The sequence below is a fragment of the Sphingobacterium puteale genome (genome assembly GCF_003627955.1).
Taxonomy (GTDB): domain Bacteria; phylum Bacteroidota; class Bacteroidia; order Sphingobacteriales; family Sphingobacteriaceae; genus Sphingobacterium; species Sphingobacterium puteale.
In genome coordinates this window covers 229,079-252,312 of sequence record NZ_RBWS01000007.1, presented here as the reverse complement: position 1 = coordinate 252,312, position 23,234 = coordinate 229,079, and the positions used below count along the sequence as shown (strand labels likewise).

Below are 23,234 nucleotides of genomic sequence, written 5' to 3'. Positions count from 1 at the left end.
ATGTGTTTTTTTAGTATACATCATCACTTTGGTAACTTTATTTTATAAACCTGATAGGGTAATTCAACTCGGTCTATGCCATTATTCCATTGCGGATCTCTGGATAGCTGTGCACATGAAAAGTAAAGATAACCATTACCATCTATACCCAAAGAATCCGGCCATAACAATCTGGGGTCCTGTATCAATAAATGAATTTGTCCATCTGGACTCAGGTATTTGATACTGTAATCCATTGAGGTCGTCAGATAAATATTACCGTTCCGATCGGCAAGTAAGCCATGTGTGACACCTACATTTCCCATGTCTTCTACTTTGCCTTGCAGGGCTGATTGGGATAGTTTATCATCCGCAAGGTACTTTGTAGCGATGCGGTATAAGTGCTTTTTATTAATTGGTTTAAAATAGAAATAATTAAAGTCATGACTTAGCGCTATCCCGTTAACGTGAGAGAGGAAGGGTTTACCATCTTTATAGCGCATGTCTATGCCGGAATAGGAAATGACAACTTGTGGATCAGCTAATGTGAAGGAGCTTTTTTCCAGTACTTTTCTACTATTTCCTGATTGAAGATCAAGAACAATTATTGCGGCCTGACCAGGATCGGAAAGATAAGCTAGATTTTTTTCGAGGTCAATGCGTACATCGTTCAAACCTGATTTCGCTTTGTCAAGATCATCAAATGTATAGATGCGTGCTATTTGATTATTTTTTGTGTCGATTTTAAGGAGTTTGAATTGTCCGGTAGGAGCTGCACCATCTGGACCAAAAATAGACCCGGAGGTTGATGGTTTAGAGTCTAATACCCATAAGTTGTCCTGTGCGTCGACAAAGATATCCTGAACATTTACAAAATGGGAATCTTCATCCCCTTGTTTGTTCCATGTTTCGTTCGGATAGGGAATGCGCTTACCATCAATGATTTCTGTGAGTGCATATTGATAGTCTTTGTTCTGCTTAGGAAATGATACGAATAGTCTGTTTGTTGAAGTTGCGCTGACGCCTATGGGACGGTAGGGTCCAAAAGATGCCGCGACTTCTAGTTTCGGATCTAGCGCGAGTTTTTCTTGGGCTTGCATTGTAGAGCATAATAGATGAGCGAATAGGAAATAAAATAAAAGTCTTTTGAACATACTTGGTATTTATTTGAGATCTGACCGTACTAAATGAATTGTGAAAACCAATCTTCTATTTTATAACTTCTTTTTTACTGTTATTGTTTTATAAGATTATTATATAAGGGGAGGATAGTCCGGTTAGTTCAGAGAGAATGGATTCGTGGTGCAAGAGCTGTGAGAAAGTGATTCGGATTTTTCATCCTGATCAGGCGTTAGCCGTTAGGTTTCGAAGACGAGCTTATCGGTTTGGTGCGAGGGATAGGCAAAGTCGTAAATGCTATAGCGGGGACAGCTTTTGGTGAAAATGTCATGCCCCGTTATTTTGGACAGTGGGGCATGACATTTTTCTATTATTTGGTTAATTTGATATCAAATATGGATTCAAGTTTTTCCTCCATCGGTCCGCCGCCATTTTCGTCGGATCCTACACTACTAAACACAATTTTTCCGTCTGGATCAATTAGATATGCAGTAGGAATTCCGCTGACAAAAAAAGCAGATTTCGATAAATTAGTTTTGTCGTGTAGTTGTGGCCAGGGATTGTTTTCTTCTTTGACCGCTTTCTTCCAGTCGTCAAGCTTTGCGTCAATGGAGATATTGATAATTTCGAAGTTCTGACCCTTTAGCTGTTGGTAAACCGATCTGAGCCTAGGAAATGAGATTCGACATGGACCGCACCAAGAAGCCCAGAAGTCAATCAGTACATATTTTCCTTTGAGCTTATTGAACGAAAAATCGTTTCCGGTGGTATCGGGGAGGACGAAGTTAGCTACCGTAGATCCTATACTGGATCTTTTTTTGCTAGTTATTTTTTCATATAACTGCTTCCCTGCTTTGGTTTCTTTGAGTGGTGCGGATAATTTCGAATAATTATGCTCTAATTGAGCGAGAGATAAACTGCTGACCCTTCCTAATAACATAAACGGTGCATCTGCTCCATTGGGGTTAAAATATTTTGCAAATAGTGAGTCATTTAATTGTGTCTCACGTTTCTCGAAATAATCCATTGCCTTATCAAAATTAGTGGTCCCTTCTTTAAGTGCTTCTTCACCGAATTTACTTGTGACTTCCTTGTTGATCCTTTCATGAATAGACTTTTTGGCGCTGGAATAATCGAAATATGCAACTGAACGGGTAGGTCCATTTATTTGACCTGAGGAGATGCCTTTCTCAATGTCAAAATCAAGTTGTAACGTTCCTGATTTTTCAATAAATAACGAAAACGGAGAGATATAGCCTTTTACCTTACTCTCATATTGAAGATAGAAATACATTACATCCGGAGCTTCAGATGTAATGTTTATTTGATATTCGCCATTTGGACTGATCGCTGTGGAATCTTGAAACTGACCCTTGAAAATGTATATCTTATCAAATCCTTTTGTGTCGCCAGTCACTTTACCTTTTATTTTCAGATTGATCTGGGCAAAGAGGGGATTAAATGAGAAGAAAAATAATGCCACAAGCACTGTTATTATAATATTTTTAGATTTCATGATAAATTGCAATAAAGTTTAAATTTTAATGTACGTTTGATAGGTTATTAATTTAATCCAGCAGGTAGGTACGGGTCGCTATTAGGCTGTAAATTCCAGCTTGGATTGGCAAGTATGGTCGGATTATTGATCTGTAAAGTGAAAAATTTACTGATGACATCCGCTTTGTAGGATTTGTTACCTATGGTATGGATGACCTGCGTTTTCGACCAAGGTTTTCCTTTATCTAGTGCCAATCTCTTGATGTCGAATGTCCGTTGATAGGTGCCAAGCTGCATTTCCCGTCTACGTTCTTTCAGAATTTCTTCGAGTAATTGATCTTGACTGAAAGCTCCGCCATTTTGAAGATCTGTATTTGCACCTGAATAGCGGTATTTGCGCAGCATATTGAGATCGCTCAACGCTTGTCCCAATTGGTTTAACCTTGCATTTGCTTCCGCTTTTATCAATAGCAGCTCGGGATAAGTCATTCCCTGTGAAGCAATCATTTTGTTGTCCCGATAATACTTAAGGCGTACACCATCATCATGTTTTACACCACCTTCAACCACCGAGTAGCCCAGCGTTTTGAGCATAAATAGCTTGTATCTCCGATCTGCGTTTTTATCAAATAAATTGATAAATTCTTCCGAAGGATAGGGAGCATAACTGTAGGGAGTAGGGCGATAAAATAGTTGTTCCCTGTTGTAAGTCTGTTTCAATAAATTATCTTCACCTAGTAGCTCAAGACCAACTTCGGCATCGGTACCAGCGGGTGGAGATGCATTTGGATCTTGTCTATAACTGAATTTATTTAGATTATAGATAAGATTATCAGTATTACCTTTGGCCGCAAGGGCTTGCGCCCATGCATCATTTGCATATTTGGACATTTTGGCCCAATCTCTTTTGAACATGTATAGCTGTGCTAACAAGGCATTAACTGCTGGTTTGCTTGCACGGGTTGGGTTTCCAACGGTGTTTGGAGCGCCGGTCAATGCATCAAGCAGATCTTTTTCTGCAAGATCCATAATTTCATTTGTGCTGGCGAGATCGGGATTGGGAGTGTTCGGTGAACCTGTTGTCCGGTAGGGAAGTACCTTTTGATCATTTTTACCTTCAGGATCGTACATTGGGCCATACCCCAGTCCTCCGACCAGATAGGACCAAGCCCTTCCAGCTTTTGCCTGTGCAACAATTATTTTGCCCAGATCTGAATTTTCTCCCTTAAGATTTGAAACTTCATCAACGGCGATATTGAATATGGCCGCAGCACGATAGATGGCCCAGTCCCAAGTGTATTGGGGATCTATCGGATTCGTATAGGGGTAATAAAATTTAAATGCAGCCCAACGATCTACATTCGGGTGTGTACTTTTGTATAGATATATAGCCTGATTTTCACTGATTGTTAAGTTGTCACCCATAAAAGCATAGAAACAACCTCTGTTGTTGTCCGCATAAAATGAGCTAATGGTATTTGTATTATTCAATAAATTCTCCAGATCTTCAACTTTTGAAGGAATCAACTGTCCGATGGGTTTTACATCCAGGTATTTGTTGCAGGAGAAGGTCGTTATGGAGACTAAGCCCAGCAATAGGTATATTATTTTTTTCATCTCAATTAATTTTTAAGTTAGAGTCCGAATCGTAAACCAATAAATATCTCGCGTGGTAGAGGCAGTGAAGTAAATCCTTGATCTGTTCCTGCTCCCGTACCACCACTTACATTGAATTCTGTAGTTTCGGGATCTACGTCCACACCTTTAGCTGTGATACGAAATAGGTTTCTGCCCTGTACAAATATCCTTGCGTTGGTAAGACCAATTCTTTTGCTTAGTTTCTCGAGATTATAGGAAAGCGTGATGTCCCTTAATTTGGCATAACTGGCATTACCTACATTCACATCCGCAAAAGGGAAGGAGAACATATCCATATTCCATTCTTCCAGAACGGGATATATTGTGTTTTTTTCGTCTCCAGGTTTTCGCCATCTTTCGGCTACGTGTCGGTTTTGATAATTGGATCCACTAAACGTATCCTTTCTATATTTATGCCCTAGCTTTGCTATAAACATAAAAGATAGGTCCCAATTTTGATAGCTGAAGCGATTTGTTAAAGCAAGATCCCATTTCGGCCTAAAAGTTCCCTGATAGACCAAGTCGGTAACTTCAGCATTGCTTGCCAATACAACCTGATTGTCTCTGGTATAAACTTGTGTTTGACCAAGTTCATTAAGACCTGCAAAACGATACCCCCACAAACCGTCTGAAGGATAGCCCGCTACCATGATTCCTCCGGCAGTAGTGTAACTTCCTGTGTACGGACGGTTTACATTGTAGTGTTTTACTTTGTTTGCGTTAAAGGAGATATTGGGCAAAATATCCCAGCTAAATTTACTGTTTTTGATGGCGTGGACATTGAGTCCAAGCTCAAATCCGTGATTGGTCATTTTCCCTACATTTTTTGTTAGCGAGCTAAAACCTAGTGTCGGATCCGCGGCGTCTGCAGCCAAGAGATCAGAACTGTTCTTGTTGTAATAATCAAAGCTACCTTCTATCGCATTGTTTAATAAACCGAAGTCTATTCCTACATTGGCAATCTTCGTTTTTTCCCAACGCAATTGCTTATTGGGAGGCGAGGAGATTCCATAGGAAACTCCACCCGTTGTAGGACTGTAGTTGCCTACGCTCAAAATCAAAAACGGACCATTTCTCAGGGAAATATTTCCATTGATACCATAAGAACCTCTGATATTAAGTTTACTGAAAACAGCTTTATCCCACCATTTCTCATTACTTAATTTATAAGTTCCTCCGAGCGACCACATTGGTTTGTAGCGGTATTTCTTATCTGTACCAAAGAAATTGGTGAGGTCCAGCCGCATACTTCCGCTTAGGATAAATCTATTGTCATATTCGTATGATCCATTGGCATACCAGGATACAAAACGATTGTCTCCATAAGTTAGTAAACCATCGGTCAGCGATACACTTCCGTTAGGGAAGAGCATATCTGCGTTGTAAATGCCAGCAGTAAAATCTTTGATGTTGACAGGGATAAATGAACCTGCATTTTCATTATAGCCAGCTCGGGTAGCCAATCTATTATTGTCGGAGGTGATTTTTCTGATTTCGTTTCCGACCAAGGCGTGTAACAGATGTTTGTTATCGGAGAAGTTTTTGCTATAATTGAGCTGTGTTCGAAGCGTCCAGGTTTCATTGATATTTTTGAATTCGTCCAAGATGCTTCCGTCAGGAATATAGTGATTAGCGGGATTTGATTTGGAGGTGCCATCGTTATAGGCGATACGAGCATTATAGGAGTCTGCTCGTTGGATATTTTTAACATTAGCCGTTCCTTTGACCCAGTTACCTCCGACTTCTGCTGTAAGTCCTTCAACGATATTGGCTCTTAGAAATCCGCTCATCCTAAAATTATAGCTATTGCTGTAACTGGGCATTTTCCCCATGTCTTCTAAAGGAACATAATCCCAGGACTTCATGCCGGGGGTGTTTTTGTAGGTATTTACCTTATATTGACTGATACCCCATATTGCTGCTGGATTGCCATTGTCATCCAATAGATTGGTATACGGCATAATCATTGATCCTCCTGAAAAACCAGCTAAAGACTGATAATTGTCACCTACCAATTCCGGACCGTAAATGGTAGAATATGTAAATGAAGTACTATTGCCTTTATTATACGTGAAATTGGCGGCTGCTCCAGCGGTTAGGAATGGGAAAAGCTGCCATTCGTTTTTAAAATCGGTAATTAATCGTTTTGAATCATTGTTAATGAGATTATCCTTGGTCTGTTGATAGTTGACGGAAAAATTATAACTGCTTTTAGGCGATCCGCCGGCGATATTGATGTTATGCTGATGGGTTACTTTATTTCTGAAAAACAGATCTTGAATTTGATTTAAAGCATTGATACTACGAAGTCCATCGATCTCGGCCATTGCATCTTGGTGGCTAATCTTTCCTTCACGCTCTTGCATCAATAGATAGGTTACCCGACTCATATTATATGGATCCATCGTTGAGGGGCCATTTGGATTAAGGTTGAAAAGATCTATCTCTGCGTCAATATAGTCTGATGTTGTCGCTTTATTCAGATACTTTAACTGTGGTTTCTGAATAATATTTACAAAGCCTGAGTAGCTTATTTTAGGTTCACTGTTTTGTCCGGACTTTGTAGTAACAACAATGACCCCATTAGCTGCCCTAGAGCCATAGATTGATGCGGCCACACCATCTTTTAGTACGGTTATGCTCGCTATATTCATTGGATTGATATCATCTATTGTTGTTTCGACGGGATAACCGTCAATGACAATCAAAGGTGTTTTTTGTGCATTAAAGGTCGAGACGCCTCTAATTTCTATTTTGCCGGCCTTATCTATAGTTAATCCCGTTGTCTGCCCTTCAAGAGCACTTTTGAGATCCGTAGCTAGTTTTTTTTCCAGTTTTTCACCACTAACATAACTGAAAGATCCAGTGACACGATCTTTGGGGAGTTTTTGATATCCCGTATTGACTTCTACTGTCGCCTCATTTAAGGTCCCTGTTTTTAATGCCAATGTGATAACTCCGAGATTGTTTGTGACTGGGATGGTAATGCTTTCATATCCTATATAAGATATGATGATATTTGTTCCTATGGAAGAATTATCTAAAGTGAATTCTCCATTACCGTCGGTGACGGTACCTTTTTTTCTTCCTTGTACCATGACGTTGGCCCCAACAAGTACATTGCCATTTTCGTCAACAACTTTTCCCCTTATTTTGGACTGGTTTTTAAGGTTAAGTAGTAGAATCGTTTCTTTTAATTGAATACTGCCAATTTCAGGCTGACGGGGTTTCACCATGATCATATCTTTCTCCAGTTCAAAAAAGATAGGCGTATTCTTTTCAAGGATTTTTAAGGCCTCTTGTAAAGGGAGATTGTTAAATGAGACAGAGGTACAGGTCAATGGATCAATATTTGGTGCTGCCCATAGATAATGGTAACCCGTCTGAATGTTAATTTCTTGCAGTATCTTTCGCAGACTAACATTTTTTTTATTGATATTGACTCGTTGTGCCATGGTACTGGCCTGGACCCCCATCATCCCTAAAAGTAATAGTGATGATAAAGATATTTTCATAAGCGCATTGGTAAATATACGCGATACAGATTTTTCACCTGTACTTTGTTCATCTGTTGGGACTAGACAAAAGAAGCCTCCAACATCTTTTTTGGTAAAAAAATGATACATTTGTTACGGTTAATTGATTTTAAATAATGGTAGTTTACGATCCTTTAACTTTAATTAAGGGGGCGTTGGCGCGTCTCCTTAATCGATTTGACATAAATTTACGGGTGTGTTCTCCTTTCTTTAGTAATATTAGATTAATAGTGTTAGTTTATTTTAACTTTTGATTTTTCTACAATAAAATTGGCATTACTGGCTTTTGATAATAACTTAAATAAATCTTCAGCACTGGCATAACGTGGAATAATTCCTTCAATTTTTACTTTCTTTAGTTTTTGATCTATAAATTCAAAATCGAAATCATACCACCGTGCAAGTTTAACCATGACGCTTTCCAAGGGCTCCGCGACAAACTCAAACTGGTCTTTGGTCCAGGCAATATCGGATTGATTATCTACTTCGCGTTTGTAAGTATTTTGACCAAGTGTCGATATAGCCTGTTCATTTGGTTTTAAAATGATAGCTTCTTTTTTGACCGTACTATTATAATTGATTTTTACGGATCCCTCCATTAGCGTTGTGACCGTGGATTTGTCTTCACTATAGCTGCTCACATTAAATTTCGTGCCCAGCACCTGGATTTCCTGCTCATTACATTGTACGAAAAATGGAACAGCAGTACCATCTCTATTTTTAATTTTGCTGATTTCAAAAAAAGCCTCACCAGTAAGTTTTACCGTCCTTTGTTTAGGATCAAATTCCTCCGGAAATATCAACGTAGAAGCCGCGTTTAACCTAACTGCACTGCCATCAGGAAGCAATATCTGATATTGACCTCCTTTTGGAGTACTTATAATTAGTTTTTTTTCCTGTTTTAAAGGATTATTTGACGTGATTTTTTTTAAGTCTTCGGAAATATTGAAATATTTTTTTTCGACGGGTAGTTGTATTGATTTACCGTCTTCAAGTTGAATGGAAGCGCGAAAACTGCCCGGAACAATACGCAGCGAGGTATGATTGAATTGAAGATACCAAAGGAAGATAAAGAGCGTGCCAATTGCACAGGCAGCAATTGCGACCCCATATTTTTTAATAATAAGATGAAAGCGGTTAGGTCTTTCAAATGTGATCTTATTTTTTGCTTTTTCAATAACCTCATGAACTGGTAAAGAAAAAGCCCAATCGACATCTTGTTCGTAGGTATTATTTGAAACCAAGCTTTGAAATAATTCTTCATGCTGTGCTGAGGAGGACCGCCAATGATCCAGTTTTGTCTCACCTTCATCAGATAAGATTCCAAGCTTTTTTGCAGATATCAATTCACTTACTTCGAAGGGGCTCAGCTCCATAAATTCTTTGGTTAGTATTTATGATTATAACAGAATTCGAAGCTAGAATTGCTATTTGTTTTTTTGTTTTATTTATAATTGATTGATTGTTAGTGTTTTTATTTTTTAAAAGTATCTATTAATAATAGTACCAGAAGATAATCGCCATTGTCTAACAGCTGTTTTAGCAAAGCCAAACCTTTTGTTTTCTGCGAGTAAACAGTGCTGCTTGTTATATTTAATTTTTGTGCAATTTCTTTAGTGTCAAGCCCATCCAAAATATTCAATTTCATAACGGCAGCACATTGAGTAGGCAGTTTTTCCAAAGCATTTTTGATGAGCTGTAATGTTTCTGCATAAATGATCCACCTGCTATCGTCTTCAACAATGTTGTTTATTTGATTGGCATAATTATCATAATTAGTCAAGCGTCTTTTTCGCTTGTCCAGGTAATTGATAGCTGCATTTTTTGTGCTCAGATAAAGAAATGACTTTAGCTTGTCGTAAGAATCAAAATGAAAGTCTGTTGACCAAATTTTTAAAAGAACATCCTGGACAAGCTCCTCCGCACTTTCTTTTTCTATATCGAACTTGATCGCATATAGGCATAAGGGCGAATAAAACCTATGAAATAGGAATTCAAAAGCTTTTTCATCTTTTCTTAGAAAAGCTGAGAATAATTTGGATTCGTCTGATATGTCTTCCATGTGCTGGTAAAACAAATTAAATGAATTTTGGACATAAATGAAAGGATAAGAAAAGATTTTGGATGATAGAAGGGGATATATAATTTTTTCCCCTGATATTAAAATAATTGGTGCTGATAATTTTCATTCGTTGAAAGATAACCTGAAAATATAAGCTACCATCAAATGGAGGAAAATTAACCTGTTTTTGTTTCTAATATTTATCCAAAGTTAGTCATTAAACTTCCTTATCGCAGTTGTTCAGCTGATAGATCTTCACTGATTAGATATAGCTATTAGTGCTTTAGATATTTTAGTAATATGTTCTGTATGAGTGTTTCAATTTCTTTTGCATGAGTGATTGTCATAAAATGACCAGCTCTTTGAATGATAAAAGTGGGGAGTACATTTCTAATGGGGATAATGCGGTCTTTGCTGCCATGGATATGGATCAAGTTGTTGGGGATAGTCTTGTTTTTCCAATTTACGATTTGGCTGATCGCCCAAGACAGAAATTTAGCATCGGTCTCTTGTAGTATTTGTTTAAGCATCATTTTATCTTCTTTTAAGCTTATACCAAAGAAATAATTTGATAAAATATGATGTGATTTTAGAACTGAAGTAGGAATAAATTTATGGAGTCTAAGTGTTCCAATAAGCTTATAAAGTTTAGGTAGTTCGTTATCTTCTTTTGCAGATGCGAGTAAAATAACTTGTTTTACATCAATAATTGTAGCGATTTCCATAGCAACCATTCCTCCGAAAGATAATCCAATAAGAACGGGGCTTTCTGTCGTAATTTTAGCGGATAATCGTCGTGCATAGCATGAAATTGATTCTGTTGGAATCGGGGCGATCCAATCGAGGTATGTCACATTTAGGCCCTTAAAATTTATTTTATAGAATACTCTTCGGTCAACACCTAATCCACTAAGTATATAAATATGGGTATCGGACATGATGAAAGGCTTAAATGTATTTTGACTACAATTTATTAATAATGTGTCGATATCCAAAATCAGAAAAATATTGGGCAAGGGGAAGTTCACATGATTTATTTTAAAAAAACAAGATACCCAAACAGGAATGGATATCTTGTTTTATCCATAAAAGTGAAGGCTCTTCTTTTACGGATTTTTATCATATAACCGTTAATAAGAATTACTAGCGTACTTAGATCATTGATCTGGCTAAGACAAAGTTGCTAAGCTTTTGGCCTCAAAGACAGATAAGTCTTCGAATTGTTCTGCTTGAACTTTCTTTACCCAATTTGGATCTTGTAAGATCGCACGACCTACTGCAACCAAATCAAAGTCCCCTCTTTCATATCGACGTACTAATTCATCCAGTGAAGCTGGAGATGACTTAAATTCTGAATTTGTAAATACCTCGCCAAAATCTTTATCAAGTCCTACTGAACCCACCGTTATTGTCGGTTGACCGGAGACTTTTTTTAGCCATCCGGCGAAATTTAAATCACTACCCTCAAATTCTGGCTCCCAATAGCGTCGTTGACTTCCATGAAAAATATCTATGCCCGCGTCGACTAATGGTAAGATCCAGTCTTCCATCAGCTTTGGGGTAGGGGCTAATTTCGCAGCGTAATCTTGCTGTTTCCATTGTGATAGTCTGATGATAATTACAAAATCGGGTCCAACAGCTTTTCGCATTGCTTTTACTACTTCGACAGCAAATCTGGAACGCTCTTTTATCGTTTTCCCACCGAATTCATCTGATCTGTGGTTCATCTCCTCCCAAAAGAATTGATCAATCAAGTAACCATGAGCAGCATGTATTTCAAAAGCATCGAAACCTAGCTCTTTCGCAGATTTTGCTGCATCAGCATACGCTTGAATAGTATTTTCTATATCGGCCAAAGTCATTGTGTCGGGACTTTCAAAAGCTGCCGGCGGCGTCCACTGCATCGGTGTATACCCTACATGCCATAGTTGAGGAGCTATTTTACCTCCTTTTGCGTGGACAGCCTCGACAATGTTTTTCCAGCCCTTTAATGCTTGGTCGCCATGGAAATTTGGAATGTCCTTTAAGTTTTTTGATGCGGGCCGCTCGATGACGGTTCCCTCGGTTAGAATCAAACCAACGTCTCCGGCTGCCCGTCGTTCATAGTAACCTGTAACGGCATCTCCAGGGATTCCATCAACAGAAAATGCTCGTGTCATGGGGGCCATGACGAAACGGTTTTTTAATACAAGATTTTTGTATTGGAATGAACTGAAAAGTGTTTGTATGCTCATTTTTTTATATCATATACGAATTTCTTTACAAAGATATTTTAAATAGTGTATTTTTGTAACTATTAATAGTGTAAAGTAGTTACCTTTGTGTAACTATCAAATGTTTTGACAATGAAAAGAACTGATTTTAAAAATTGTCCATGCGCAATGCAACGCTCCATGGGAATTTTGGGAACAAGATGGAAGCCCATTATTATATACACGCTAAGAGATCGGAAAGCCCGATTTGGACAACTCGATGCATTGATCGAAAATATTTCTCGAAAAGTGCTGACATCCTCGTTAAAAGAATTGGAGGAAGATGGCATTATTTTGAGAGAAGAATTTAAAGAGTTACCTCCTCGGGTAGAATACACGCTGACTCAAAAAGGGAAGGCACTTATTCCAATCATGTGCCAGTTGGCGAAATGGAATGAGGAATATTATGCAGACGGAATTTCCATGTGATAGCAAATCAATTTGATTTCTCATCAAATCGCTTTGTTTAGCCATCAACATCCTTTAGCATAATACCAGAGGTTTGAATTACCTTCATCATCGATAATTTTTAGCCAACCTTGGATGATGCGTTCAATATTGTCTTTGTCATCAAGGTCGGTTTCACAAGGATGTTCTCTATATTTTGTCACCCTGACCTTACACCATTGCCCCTTTATTTGATTGGATAGTTTGATTTCAAATAGATCCCCTCGAATGGCTTCAATAATATCGCTTGAGGTATTGGGTTCTTTTCTGATTCGAAGTCCGGGGGCTTTGGCATAATAACCAAGTACTTTTTCATTTTCTTCCAATAGAAAATTAATCCATGGCTTCGCTGAAAAGCTCATATTGTCTAGCTCTTTAACCGAAATCCAATAATTTCCCATTTTTGTTAGAACACGAATGAAACCGTCCAGCTTTTCATAAAATGGAATAGCGTAAACTTCATTGCCGATTAATTTGAAATTTTCCGTCGTAAGCTTCTTTTTGTCATCGGCTGTTACGAAATAAATGAAATATGGTGATTGATTGTCATCTTCCCTGATTTCCATCTTTAATTTTCCGATTACTTTTCCATTTGGCGTATCGTATAGTTTAAATCCGTTTTTGGGGGATAGAATGCAACAATAATTGCTCGTATAACGTAAAGTGTCTACAGTAGGAAGAAGAAGACCAGCTTCCTTGGTTTGTGCATTTAGAAAAAATGGTGCTATAGATAAGGCAAGGAGACAAATCCTATGGGGCAATCTTAACATATAATAGAAATTTTGCTACACGAGTTGTTTCTTAAAATTTTCTATTTTTAGGTTAAGTGCCGTTAAGAGTTCTGGGTTAATGACACCATTGTTCGGATCAAAATTCTCATAGAATTTTGGCAGGGAAAAGGTTTCTTTGATGATAGCACCAAATTGTGGAAAGAATTTTTGTGCCTCGGACATCACATTTCCACCGCCATAACCACCAGGGGAAGTGGTCATTAGTAACATGGGTTTGTCTTGAAACACCTTGACATTTATTCGGGAAGCCCAGTCAAAAACATTCTTAAAAGCAGCGCTATAGGAACGGTTGTTTTCCGCCAACGAACAGATAATAATATCGCTTTTGGTGATATTATCCAAAAAATGATGTGCTTCTTCCGGAAAACCATTTTTTTCCAAATCGACAGAAAAAACAGGCATGTTATAATCGTTTAGATCAATTAGGTTGATTTCATGGTTAACAAAACTTTTCAGAACAAACTTGACCAATTGTTTATTGATCGACGTAGAGGAATTGCTTCCAGCAAAGGCAAATATTTTCATGTTATATTTTATTATGGTTGTCTATAGTCTAAATTTACCGAATTTTTCAATAAGATAATTCGTTATTTCATTACTCGCTCATAGTGTATTCGACAATCCAACAAAAGGTCGATGTCCCCTTTAAAAAATGGACTAGCGTCATAGGTCTATTTTATCCTCTTGAATAGCTTATTCTACAGCGGGAATGAAGCAAATTATGATTATTGCTGATAGCGTATGGAAATTAGAATGTTGTTTTTCTGGCACGTTAATCTTATCTGTCTTCTTTAAAAATTGAATACATTGGGATATCATAATATTTACCATCTTTTTTTAAGTGTTGTTTTAATACCGCCTCTTTTTTCATTCCTATCTTGCCTAGAACTTTTCCTGAAGCTGGGTTATGAGGGAAATAAGTCGCAAATATTTTGTTGAAATTCAGTTCGCTGAACCCGTAGTCAATTACAGCTTTCGCAGCTTCAGTGACATAGCCTTTATTCCAGTTTGGAATGCCTATCCAGTAACCTAATTCGGCTTTATCCGAGCCTTCATCGTGAAGCCCTATGGCACCGAGCAATTTTCCTTTTTTTTCTCGAATTGCAAAGGTGATTCCTTTACGGTTTTGAAAGCTTTCGGCTGATAGTTTCAGCCAAAACTCAGCATCTTCCTTCCGGTACGGGTATGGGATATTCGACGTATAATCGGAAAATACTTTATCCTGGAGATATAATACAATCTGTGGAATATCTTCCATTGTTATTTTGTCGAGAATAAGTCTTTCAGTTTCTATTCTTGGAAAGTTGTTCATCCTTTTGATATTATAAAACGGTTGTAAATAATAGATTAAGAAGATTTTGTATTTGAAAAAGAATTAAATGGTATTTTCTGGTTACTCACAACATTACAAATTAAATAAAAGAACAATTGAGGTCGTGTTTTAGTTTAGCTATACTATGCGCGATGATATCTACATTTAACTCCTCACGGATTTTTCTCCTGGACATATTAAATCAGTTTTACCATGTTCTCTTTTTCCACATGGGAAATAAAGTTTGTCTTGATCTTTGACTGCCTACTTAAGATCTTCTTATTGGCAATGTGAATTGATGCGACCTTATCAATGATGTGATTGTCCATTTATAGTATTTAATGGTCGAAGATAACAAAAATCATCTGAACGAATTTTCTCAGATGATGGGGCGAGTAGAGTGTAATTTGATAACTTTGAGCATATTTATGAATACTATAAAAGATAATCTAAATATCAAGAAAAATGGAGCAACATTTACCCCTGTATTGCTTGCTGATTTTTTGGCGGAAAAAATACTAAAATACAATACTAAAGATTCGGTCAGGGTATTAGATCCTTCTTGTGGGGATGGAGCCTTATTACTTAGCATTGGAAAGGAATTGGTCTCGAAAAAAATAACCTTTGAGTTGAGGGGCGTTGATATCAATTATAATTACTTGCGTAAGGCAGAGACAAGGCTTGAAAGCCACTTTGGCGAATCGAGATACCTGGTTCAGTATGCTGACTTCCTGGAAAGTATTTCCTTTGATGATACCCGTTTTGGAACGTCTAATGGTATTTCCATGGATATGAATCAATGTGCTGATATCATTATTGCCAATCCGCCTTACGTTAGAACCCAGCTATTAGGCGCAGCCTATGCTCAGCGGATATCCAAAAAGTATGGACTTAAAGGGAAAGTGGATTTGTACTTTCCTTTTGTTAAGGCAATGACATTTGCTTTAAAGGAGGGTGGGATTTTGGGTGTTATTACATCAAACAAATATTTGAATACAAAAAGTGGGGAAAGTATCCGGGAGTTTCTGAGGGAGAATTATGAGATATTGGAAATCATAGATCTGGGCGATACAAAATTATTCGATGCTGCAGTATTGCCGGCTATATTTATAGGAAGAAAAACACGTACCGATAGCACGGAAAGCTGTCAGTTCTTTAAAATTTATCAAGACTTTAATAAAAAAACAAGGCTAGAAGGTAAAAAAATGTCGATTTATGAGGCATTGAAAAATAACTATGTTGGCAATTTTAAACATAATGAGAATTCCTATGTATGTACATCCGGTGCTGTAAAATTTGATTCATCCAATAAAAGCAACTGGATTTTGCTCGATTTGAGGGAAGAGGAATTTGTGCGCAAAATCGAGGCGGCTTGTTTTTCCAGAGTAAGAGATCATTTTAAAGTAAAAATAGGCGTCAAGACAACCGCCGATAAGGTCTTTATTCGTAAAGATTGGGGTGCTTATGATATCATTGAGCCCGAGGCAGAATTAATGTATGATTTGATATCACAGGAGAACATTAAAGCGTGGGGGACGCCTGAAACGGATTTAAGAATACTATATCCTCATTTTGATAACAAGGGCAAATGTAATCGAATAAATCTGGAGGATTATCCGAGGACAAAAGAATATTTGCTCAGTAATTTTGAAGTACTAAATAACAGGCACTATGTGCTAAAATCTGGCCGCGGCTGGTATGAAATCTGGGTTCCCCAAAACCCGGCTCTCTGGAAACTCCCCAAAGTTGTATTTCCGGATATTAGTATAGAGCCCCGATTTTGTTTTGACTCCAGTGGTAAGTTGGTGAACGGAAACTGCTATTGGATGGCAGCGACAAACGAGAAAGATCTTGATATCCTTTTATTCATTCAGGGCGTCTGTAACTCCAGATTAATGAATTATTATCATTCACTGATGTATAACAATAAACTTTATGCGGGAAGAAAGCGTTATTTTTCTCAATATATTGAAAACTACCCTCTTCCTAGATTCTCCAGTGCAAACTTTCAAGCTGTAGTGGCCCTTGTTAAACAACTGAATAATACGGAAACCTTGGATAAATCCGATCTGGAAAATAAACTGAACAAATTAATTAATGAGGCATATGGACTTTGTCGGGATTTCTTTTAACGAAGACCAGCGCCTCCAAGAGTTGCTTTTTTTGGGAGTTTTTATCTTGATCTTATTTATTTGCAGACCTTTCAAAATAGAAGTGGAAAATTGCGCCTATAGCTTTTGGTTTCTCTACTTTCTTATTTTTCGCGTGGTGTGTTCAACTTATCATGTTTTAAGGTACTAATGTCCATTGGAGAAAATTGTCCATGACTTCTGTCCAATGTGGTTTGGTATGATCGGGTTCGTTTTGACCGTTAACTTCAAAAAAATTATGTTCAAGATTAAAGTATCTTTTGTAAGTGAGGTTATTCTTTTTTTGCCTTATAAAGTATAATGGTATCAGGTCACAAAAATCACTTGTTATGTCATTTGTACCATATGCGAGGTAGATAGGTTTGTTAAAGGACAGCCAGTCTGTTATTATCGGATCTGATAATGTGTTCCAGGCCAACAGGCTTGGATCCTTTGCTATTTTTTCGGGATCATTGGCAGCCTTAAAATATTCATACTGTTCCTCAATTTGTTTATCTGCTAATTCCCAAGATATTTTTCCTTGCTCTGCTTCTTTTCTCAGTTTCCTTATGCTTTGGTCTATTCTGCCGAGCGGGTTTGCAGCAAAGAGACCTAACTTGGTTACATGTTTATAATTTACAGCAATACCGGTCGCTATTTTTGACCCTTGGGAATGACCAGCAACGACAAGCTTAGCGTTATCTACCCATTTTTGCTTCCTCAAAAATTTGATGACTTTGATTGCCCTAGTTATATAGTTTTGATAATAATTGGCCTTTTGGAAAGCGACACTGGGAATGTTTTTATTAGGTGAGTCGCCATAATACCATTTTTCGTTATTCAGGTTAGCCTCGTCAACAATCAAAGGGGTTTCGGGCATTGATATTACGACGAGATGGTAATGTTTCTTAATTTTTTCGTAGTCAAAGTTTGCGATGCCCCCTCCATGCAGCCATAGACCATAATTTTCAAAATTCATATAAAGCGGGACCGGCAACGAACCTTGACACCATAGAAATATTGGTTTCTTTTCACGTGGCGCTTTGTCAACAACAATAAAATCAATCGTATCCCTTTTCGTTTGTAGGCTATAAGCTGTTACTTCATTGTTGACTACTTGTTTTTGTTGAGCAGGGCATCGATATTGGATAAATATAAATAATATTAAAATTTTAAATTTCATCTTTTGTTTAAAATAGATTAGCCGAACTGCCATATGTCCGGTCTTTAAATATAGATATTTTTTCAAGAACTGATCTATATGTATAGGATCTATAGGATCTGAGCCTAAATTGAAGTCTGAGCATAATACTATGATTTAAATTAACTACCTTAGCTACTATCTTTGGCTGCGAGGCTCGGAACATTCCCTAGCGAACTAGAAAAATGAACCGGCTTTGAGCCACTCGCCCCCGGCTTTCGGGGGCTTGTTTTTGATTTTTTAGCACATCGGGATGTGTAAATTTGGAAAACAGGGGGGAGAAGCCAATTGTCTCCGCATGATGTGTTAGAAATAGCTGGTGATAAACAACAGGTAATGATAAAATTCTTAAAAACAAAAGGTACTCTTTTCTTGATCCTTGGGATATTGGGGTTTATCGGTGTTGCCGTCACGGTTACAATTTTGGCTACTGGACACTCTGCTCCCGATAAATTAATGGCGATATACATTGGGATATTCGGATTGATTCCAATCCTGCTGTTGCTTATTATCGATCGTATCTGCGTCTGGAAATTTGGACCGGCCAAAGTAAATAAAATAGAAGTGTATATGCTAACTGCATTTATTTTACTTTTCGTCTTAAACTGGATCCGCCTGCAATTGCAGATCTAATATAGTTTATTGTGGATGGGGTATGCTGTTGGATCTGCGATAATTGGCTCCTTTGACAAACGGACAAGGCTTCGGGCAATATTAGTGCAGTGCATATGATATTGGGTAGTTCATATGCAATGGTTCACTTACAAGACACGAGACGTCTAATTGCTGTGGACAGAAAAAATAGCGTATTAGAATTTTTTGCTGATTATGTTGCATAGCCTTTTTATATCGACAGGAATTATTATCTGGAAAACTTTGGATACAATATCCCGTTTATTTTCTGTTAAGGGATTGAACGTAAACGGGATATAGATGTTAAAGGTACTTGTAAGGCTAGTCCATTGTGGTATAATATTATCTTGGATAAATTACATGTTTACTTTATAGCGAATATTGATCGCCAGTTGGCCCACGAAAGCTGCTGTTCTACTAGTGCTGTTTAGGTCCGCCATTGTTTCGGCACCATTGATCACGATGTCCTTCAAATCGGGCTGATCGTCTTTAGAAGTCGTCTCTTTGAAAAATTGAACGGCCTTTCCGAGTTCATAGCTATTGGCAATAGCTTGACTTAAGGTGTTCTGTAGATCATCGGGCATGGTCATCAATTGAAATTTTTGACTTGTAGTCAGTGCGAAATTTGCTTCCATCCAAGATAGAAAATTTCGACGAATAGCATTTGTTTCAATTGCTAATAAACTTTCTGGCAGCGCCAAGATTCGAAATTGTACTTTGGCTACGCCATGGTTGTTGAATTGTTGTTTCATTATTTGAATTCATTATATTACAATATCTCAAAATTTTATTATAAATTATCTTTTTTTTACCTAAAAATATGATAACACGGCAATGAAATGTAGGTTATTGGTTGTTTGAACCTTCACAAGCAACGAATGCTGATCTAAAATAACAATTATTAACGGTTTATTCCTAAATCTTGGCTCGGAAGAATGTTATGGTTTTATTAATTATTTAATAAATATTATCGTTTGTATGTTCTTTTGTTTTATAATTTCGATATTATTTATTATATTGGTATAGTTTTGTGAGTAATTTATTCAATTTTGTTATCCTAAAAAGATTATTTCGGAGAAACGTCATGAAATCTATCGTTTATTTTTTTTGCTCGCTGATGCTGTCTATTGTTTTTAATCTGAAAACAATATCGTTTCAAGGTTTTTTGGAACGATCAGATCAGTTTAAATATTGGATTTTGGTTGTCATAATGATCTGTGTTTTTTGGATTGGGGCGACAATGGTATCACTTGTGCTTAATCTGCCAACATATTGGAGCGTACCTTATATGCGTGAACGAATAGGGGAGCAGGCAAAGAATATTCCTGGTCTTGATATTATCCTACATTTTATCGCTTTTTTTTCGCTCCTTTTAGTGTCTGTTTTTCCATTTTTATTATTGTATGTTGCGATTATCTTTGTTTATAGCCAGTCTTCTGTTGAACGTTCGCTTCTTTTTGAGCTACATATGCAAATCTATGGAATACGCTATGCTACTATTTTTGTATCCTACAGCCTGATGGTGTATATGTGTGAAAATTGGTCACTACTCTATCATTCCATTGGCCAAAGGCAGAATTTGGCTGTTTTCTATAACAGGCCACTTATGCATGTTGTAAGCAATGTGAGTTCAGAGAAAGAATTGGCTGTTTCTGGACAAATGGTAACACAGGGAAGACCTTTGATAAAAAAAAGAGAGACTTTTGGACAATTTGAACAAACTGCACCGATCGTTTCGCGAAATGAACCCTGGAAAATAAAAGAAAATAGTTTAAAGAAGAAAGAGCAATTCTATGGAATGGACATCGACAATATCGACGTCTATCTCTTGGCTGATCTGCTGGCTAAAAGGGGAGAGCTTGTCCAACAGATCAACCTGCACCAGCTGCGATTTGTTGATCTTGTTGCGATCTACACTACAGCAGAGACCAAATGCATTATCTTGCGTAACGGAACAATATTGGACTGTCCGACAATTTTCGATCAACTAAAGAAGGCTGGCATGGAAAACTGGTTTGTCAAAATATCAAAAAATTATGCAATAAATATGTTCTTTGTGCAATATCCGATCAAACGTGTGGCAGATGACCTGAAGCTGCAGCCCTTTATTGAGAAGATGTTGCTTCAAAATATTCGACAGGAGCAGCTTAATGAAATATTGCGGACAGGAAAAGGGCTTAGGGGGCATCAAGTAAAACTTTTCTTAAACAATCAGGGGGATTACTCCCGTATTGGCTGGGATGCGCCTATTAACATCTAGATAACATCAGACCTCATTAATATAAGAGCTTTTATTTATAAGTTTTGGTTATTCTGTTGTGCCTGCTGGTACAACAGTTTTTTATTTTAAGAAAATTATCTATTTTTGTCGCAACAGATCATTAATGTTATATCTTTTTAAACACAGAGTCATGTAATGCGGTATCAAATATATAGGGATACGTAATCAGATGGGAGAAATACCCAACCTGATTGCTTCTATTCCTATGTGCTTAAATCAACATTATTCACTTTAGTTTAAAAAAATGGAATCAACAAAATATGGTCGAACCTATCATTTCCCTTTTTCACCCGGAACAAGTAGCGACGATCGTTTTAATTATGGATACTGGAAGGATATTCAATCTTTTTCAGAATTACTTTATACCGAAAAATTGGATGGCGAAAACAACTGTCTATCTAGGCGGGGGGTATTTGCCCGGTCGCATGCGGCACCCACAACTTCTCCATGGACCGCGCAGTTGCGTGAACATTGGGGACGCTTAAAGAATGATTTAGGTAATCTGGAGTTTTTTGGCGAAAACCTTTATGCCGTACATTCAATCGAGTATACGCAATTGGAACATTATTATTATGTGTTTGCCGTTCGGGTTAAAGATACATGGCTTTCATGGGAGGAAGTAAGCTTCTATGCAGCTTTGTTTGATTTGCCTTTGGTACCGGTGTTGAGGTCTGAAAAGGTAGCAGACATACAACAGCTAATACAATTGGAAGAAACTGTTCAAAATCTAGCTTCCCAGCCTTCGGTGTTAGGCTCTATGGATCCAATACAAGGGACCGAATGTACCTCAGAAGGTCTAGTCTGTCGGAATGCGGATGCTTATCCAGTTTCCATGTTTCAACATAATGTCTTTAAGTATGTGCGAAAAGGACATGTACAGACGGATGAACATTGGACAAAATCATGGAAAAGAACAAAGCTTATTTGGGAAAGGAGAATTAGTTAGATGGAATGGAAACTAACAGCAGATAAAGACTGGTTGAAATTGGAAAAACAGTTTTCCTGGGTAGCGGACATGCGGAATGTTCCGCAGGATCCCGTTCATCATGCAGAGGGGAATGTTGCTATCCATACACAGCTAGTACTTGAGCAGTTACAACAATCAAGTGACTACAGGGAGCTTAATAGACAACGGCAGGAGCTACTTTGGGCAGCGGCATTGCTGCATGATGTCGAAAAACGATCTACCTCATCGGTAGACGGAAAGGGAAGGGTCAGTTCGCCTGGTCATGCGCGGAAGGGGGCACAGACAGCACGTGAGATTTTGTTCCGTGATGTGGAGACACCTTTTGCCCTTCGGGAAGAAATCGTAGGGTTAGTCCGGTATCATGGACTGCCGTTGTGGCTGATGGATAAAGTTGACCCAATGCGTAGCGCCTTGGAAGCATCATTGCGGGTAAATATGCCCGAGTTGAAACTGTTGGCTGAAGCCGACGCCAAAGGGAGAATCTGTCGGGATCAAACCGCATTACTTGATGTATTAGAGCTTTTTGAACTGTATACAAGAGAAATCGGTTGCTGGTATTCGCCACGGTCTTTTGCCACACTGAATGCACAATTTACTTACTTCAACCAAGCGGACGGTTATGTGGATTATGTTCCTTTTGATAGGTTCAGATCTAAGGTTACTATGCTAGCTGGATTACCAGGAATGGGCAAAGACCATTATGTAACTAATCATAATGAGGATATCCCTGTCATTAGTCTGGACGATATTCGTCGTAGAAACCGGATAGATCCAACAGATAGAAAACGGAACGGCTGGGTAGTGCAGCAAGCAAAAGAACAGGCAAAGATTTATTTGCGCAGGGGACAGGATTTTATCTGGAATGCAACAAACATTACAACATTAATGCGTCAACAGTTGATCGATTTGTTTATAAGCTATCAGGCCTATGTTAAATTGGTCTATATTGAAAAACCGTACAGCCAATGGCGTTTGCAAAATCGGAACAGAGCCTACCCTCTTCCTGACGTAGTATTAGATAAAATGCTTCATAATTTGGATGTCCCGCAGCTGACAGAGGCACACGAGGTACTTTATTGGGTTTAATAATGAGGAAATAAAAAAAGTCTGATGCAAAAATAAACTTGTGAGATTAGTTACAAAAATCATATCTCCATGTGCAGTTTGTCATTTTATAAAATTCACAGCTGCACACAATTTTTGGCTCTATAACACACCATTATCTGCTCATAATTTGTTCCATAGTACATGGTGGGCCATAAAAGCGGTTTTCTTTGAAGAGTTAATTTTTAGGGGGGCTTTACTTTATATCGCAATAAAAAAACTGGGCTCCAGATGAAGCTGCTTACTCTCAGCGACCACTTTTGGTATTTATCATTGGTTTTTCTCA

At 37.9% G+C, this 23,234-nt stretch carries 20 protein-coding genes; 6 read left to right on the top strand and 14 right to left on the bottom strand.

Annotation, left to right across the window (positions count from 1 at the left end; all coding sequences use genetic code 11):
- Positions 1–23 precede the first annotated feature (23 nt).
- The 8 genes from D7322_RS10215 to D7322_RS10180 all read right to left on the bottom strand — a co-directional run bounded on the left by D7322_RS10215 (position 24) and on the right by D7322_RS10180 (position 12,065).
- Entirely contained in the window at positions 24–1,079 is a 1,056-nt protein-coding gene (locus D7322_RS10215) for an L-dopachrome tautomerase-related protein (protein ID WP_121123857.1), read from the bottom strand.
- 389 nt (positions 1,080–1,468) lie between these two features.
- The gene (locus D7322_RS10210) at positions 1,469–2,614 is read right to left on the bottom strand and encodes a TlpA family protein disulfide reductase (protein ID WP_121123855.1); all 1,146 of its coding nucleotides are present in this window, start codon (positions 2,612–2,614) and stop codon (positions 1,469–1,471) included.
- A 47-nt stretch (positions 2,615–2,661) separates the two neighbouring features.
- A complete protein-coding gene (locus D7322_RS10205; RefSeq protein WP_121123853.1) occupies positions 2,662–4,212 on the bottom strand; it encodes a RagB/SusD family nutrient uptake outer membrane protein in 1,551 nt (516 codons plus the stop codon).
- 17 nt (positions 4,213–4,229) lie between these two features.
- On the bottom strand, positions 4,230–7,748 hold the full coding sequence (locus D7322_RS10200) for a SusC/RagA family TonB-linked outer membrane protein (RefSeq protein ID WP_183078663.1): 3,519 nt from the start codon (positions 7,746–7,748) through the stop codon (positions 4,230–4,232).
- A 254-nt stretch (positions 7,749–8,002) separates the two neighbouring features.
- Positions 8,003–9,145 carry a FecR family protein gene (locus tag D7322_RS10195; protein WP_121123849.1) on the bottom strand — a complete coding sequence of 381 codons (1,143 nt, stop codon included), beginning with the start codon at positions 9,143–9,145 and terminating at the stop codon, positions 8,003–8,005.
- Positions 9,146–9,243: 98 nt separating this feature from the next.
- Positions 9,244–9,831, bottom strand: a complete 588-nt coding sequence (locus D7322_RS10190; protein WP_121123847.1) for an RNA polymerase sigma factor — start codon at positions 9,829–9,831, stop codon at positions 9,244–9,246.
- Positions 9,832–10,106: 275 nt separating this feature from the next.
- Positions 10,107–10,769, bottom strand: coding sequence for an alpha/beta hydrolase (locus tag D7322_RS10185; RefSeq protein WP_121123845.1), 663 nt, complete (start codon positions 10,767–10,769; stop codon positions 10,107–10,109).
- Positions 10,770–11,000: 231 nt separating this feature from the next.
- Entirely contained in the window at positions 11,001–12,065 is a 1,065-nt protein-coding gene (locus tag D7322_RS10180) for an NADH:flavin oxidoreductase (protein ID WP_121123843.1), read from the bottom strand.
- 111 nt (positions 12,066–12,176) lie between these two features.
- Between D7322_RS10180 and D7322_RS10175 the strand changes: the two genes are divergently transcribed.
- Complete coding sequence (locus D7322_RS10175; RefSeq protein WP_183078662.1) at positions 12,177–12,512, top strand: winged helix-turn-helix transcriptional regulator; 336 nt, start codon at positions 12,177–12,179, stop codon at positions 12,510–12,512.
- A gap of 44 nt (positions 12,513–12,556) precedes the next feature.
- On the opposite strand, the gene D7322_RS10170 is transcribed toward D7322_RS10175, so the two are convergent.
- The 4 genes from D7322_RS10170 to D7322_RS29090 all read right to left on the bottom strand — a co-directional run bounded on the left by D7322_RS10170 (position 12,557) and on the right by D7322_RS29090 (position 14,962).
- Complete coding sequence (locus tag D7322_RS10170) at positions 12,557–13,300, bottom strand: hypothetical protein (RefSeq protein ID WP_121123841.1); 744 nt, start codon at positions 13,298–13,300, stop codon at positions 12,557–12,559.
- A 15-nt stretch (positions 13,301–13,315) separates the two neighbouring features.
- Positions 13,316–13,846, bottom strand: coding sequence for an NADPH-dependent FMN reductase (locus D7322_RS10165; RefSeq protein ID WP_121123839.1), 531 nt, complete (start codon positions 13,844–13,846; stop codon positions 13,316–13,318).
- Positions 13,847–14,099: 253 nt separating this feature from the next.
- Positions 14,100–14,633 (bottom strand): GNAT family N-acetyltransferase, encoded by a 534-nt coding sequence (locus D7322_RS10160; RefSeq protein ID WP_121123837.1) that lies wholly within the window; start codon positions 14,631–14,633, stop codon positions 14,100–14,102.
- Between the two features lie 197 nt (positions 14,634–14,830).
- Positions 14,831–14,962, bottom strand: coding sequence for a hypothetical protein (locus D7322_RS29090; RefSeq protein WP_262707634.1), 132 nt, complete (start codon positions 14,960–14,962; stop codon positions 14,831–14,833).
- Positions 14,963–15,061: 99 nt separating this feature from the next.
- On the opposite strand from D7322_RS29090, the gene D7322_RS10155 reads away from it, so the two are divergent.
- The gene (locus D7322_RS10155; protein WP_183078661.1) at positions 15,062–16,765 is read left to right on the top strand and encodes an Eco57I restriction-modification methylase domain-containing protein; all 1,704 of its coding nucleotides are present in this window, start codon (positions 15,062–15,064) and stop codon (positions 16,763–16,765) included.
- A 157-nt stretch (positions 16,766–16,922) separates the two neighbouring features.
- Here D7322_RS10155 and D7322_RS10150 read toward each other — a convergent pair whose 3' ends face one another.
- Positions 16,923–17,945: an alpha/beta hydrolase gene (locus tag D7322_RS10150; RefSeq protein WP_147430365.1), complete on the bottom strand. Its 1,023-nt coding sequence runs from the start codon at positions 17,943–17,945 to the stop codon at positions 16,923–16,925.
- A 354-nt stretch (positions 17,946–18,299) separates the two neighbouring features.
- Between D7322_RS10150 and D7322_RS10145 the strand changes: the two genes are divergently transcribed.
- Positions 18,300–18,596 carry a hypothetical protein gene (locus tag D7322_RS10145; RefSeq protein WP_147430363.1) on the top strand — a complete coding sequence of 99 codons (297 nt, stop codon included), beginning with the start codon at positions 18,300–18,302 and terminating at the stop codon, positions 18,594–18,596.
- Positions 18,597–18,952: 356 nt separating this feature from the next.
- On the opposite strand, the gene D7322_RS10140 is transcribed toward D7322_RS10145, so the two are convergent.
- On the bottom strand, positions 18,953–19,348 hold the full coding sequence (locus D7322_RS10140; RefSeq protein WP_121123828.1) for a hypothetical protein: 396 nt from the start codon (positions 19,346–19,348) through the stop codon (positions 18,953–18,955).
- Positions 19,349–19,884: 536 nt separating this feature from the next.
- On the opposite strand from D7322_RS10140, the gene D7322_RS10135 reads away from it, so the two are divergent.
- The 3 genes from D7322_RS10135 (at position 19,885) to D7322_RS10125 (ending at position 22,930) form a co-directional block, all read left to right on the top strand.
- Entirely contained in the window at positions 19,885–20,856 is a 972-nt protein-coding gene (locus D7322_RS10135) for a hypothetical protein (RefSeq protein ID WP_147430362.1), read from the top strand.
- Positions 20,857–21,121: 265 nt separating this feature from the next.
- Positions 21,122–21,823, top strand: coding sequence for an RNA ligase family protein (locus D7322_RS10130; protein WP_121123825.1), 702 nt, complete (start codon positions 21,122–21,124; stop codon positions 21,821–21,823).
- Positions 21,824–22,930 (top strand): AAA family ATPase, encoded by a 1,107-nt coding sequence (locus D7322_RS10125; RefSeq protein WP_121123823.1) that lies wholly within the window; start codon positions 21,824–21,826, stop codon positions 22,928–22,930.
- Positions 22,931–23,234: the final 304 nt, after the last annotated feature.

Excerpts from the sequence above, each read along its gene's own strand:
- D7322_RS10190 (WP_121123847.1), bottom strand. The coding sequence starts at position 9,831 with ATGGAAGACATATCAGACGAATCCAAATTATTCTCAGCTTTTCTAAGA.
- D7322_RS10175 (WP_183078662.1), top strand. The coding sequence starts at position 12,177 with ATGAAAAGAACTGATTTTAAAAATTGTCCATGCGCAATGCAACGCTCC.
- D7322_RS10165 (WP_121123839.1), bottom strand. The coding sequence starts at position 13,846 with ATGAAAATATTTGCCTTTGCTGGAAGCAATTCCTCTACGTCGATCAAT.
- D7322_RS10180 (WP_121123843.1), bottom strand. The coding sequence starts at position 12,065 with ATGAGCATACAAACACTTTTCAGTTCATTCCAATACAAAAATCTTGTA.
- D7322_RS10135 (WP_147430362.1), top strand. The coding sequence starts at position 19,885 with ATGCGTGAACGAATAGGGGAGCAGGCAAAGAATATTCCTGGTCTTGAT.
- D7322_RS29090 (WP_262707634.1), bottom strand. The coding sequence starts at position 14,962 with ATGGACAATCACATCATTGATAAGGTCGCATCAATTCACATTGCCAAT.
- D7322_RS10195 (WP_121123849.1), bottom strand. The coding sequence starts at position 9,145 with ATGGAGCTGAGCCCCTTCGAAGTAAGTGAATTGATATCTGCAAAAAAG.
- D7322_RS10210 (WP_121123855.1), bottom strand. The coding sequence starts at position 2,614 with ATGAAATCTAAAAATATTATAATAACAGTGCTTGTGGCATTATTTTTC.
- D7322_RS10145 (WP_147430363.1), top strand. The coding sequence starts at position 18,300 with ATGATAAAATTCTTAAAAACAAAAGGTACTCTTTTCTTGATCCTTGGG.
- D7322_RS10130 (WP_121123825.1), top strand. The coding sequence starts at position 21,122 with ATGGAATCAACAAAATATGGTCGAACCTATCATTTCCCTTTTTCACCC.
- D7322_RS10155 (WP_183078661.1), top strand. The coding sequence starts at position 15,062 with ATGAATACTATAAAAGATAATCTAAATATCAAGAAAAATGGAGCAACA.
- D7322_RS10205 (WP_121123853.1), bottom strand. The coding sequence starts at position 4,212 with ATGAAAAAAATAATATACCTATTGCTGGGCTTAGTCTCCATAACGACC.
- D7322_RS10170 (WP_121123841.1), bottom strand. The coding sequence starts at position 13,300 with ATGTTAAGATTGCCCCATAGGATTTGTCTCCTTGCCTTATCTATAGCA.
- D7322_RS10215 (WP_121123857.1), bottom strand. The coding sequence starts at position 1,079 with ATGCAAGCCCAAGAAAAACTCGCGCTAGATCCGAAACTAGAAGTCGCG.
- D7322_RS10150 (WP_147430365.1), bottom strand. The coding sequence starts at position 17,945 with ATGAAATTTAAAATTTTAATATTATTTATATTTATCCAATATCGATGC.
- D7322_RS10125 (WP_121123823.1), top strand. The coding sequence starts at position 21,824 with ATGGAATGGAAACTAACAGCAGATAAAGACTGGTTGAAATTGGAAAAA.
- D7322_RS10140 (WP_121123828.1), bottom strand. The coding sequence starts at position 19,348 with ATGAAACAACAATTCAACAACCATGGCGTAGCCAAAGTACAATTTCGA.
- D7322_RS10185 (WP_121123845.1), bottom strand. The coding sequence starts at position 10,769 with ATGTCCGATACCCATATTTATATACTTAGTGGATTAGGTGTTGACCGA.
- D7322_RS10200 (WP_183078663.1), bottom strand. The coding sequence starts at position 7,748 with ATGAAAATATCTTTATCATCACTATTACTTTTAGGGATGATGGGGGTC.
- D7322_RS10160 (WP_121123837.1), bottom strand. The coding sequence starts at position 14,633 with ATGAACAACTTTCCAAGAATAGAAACTGAAAGACTTATTCTCGACAAA.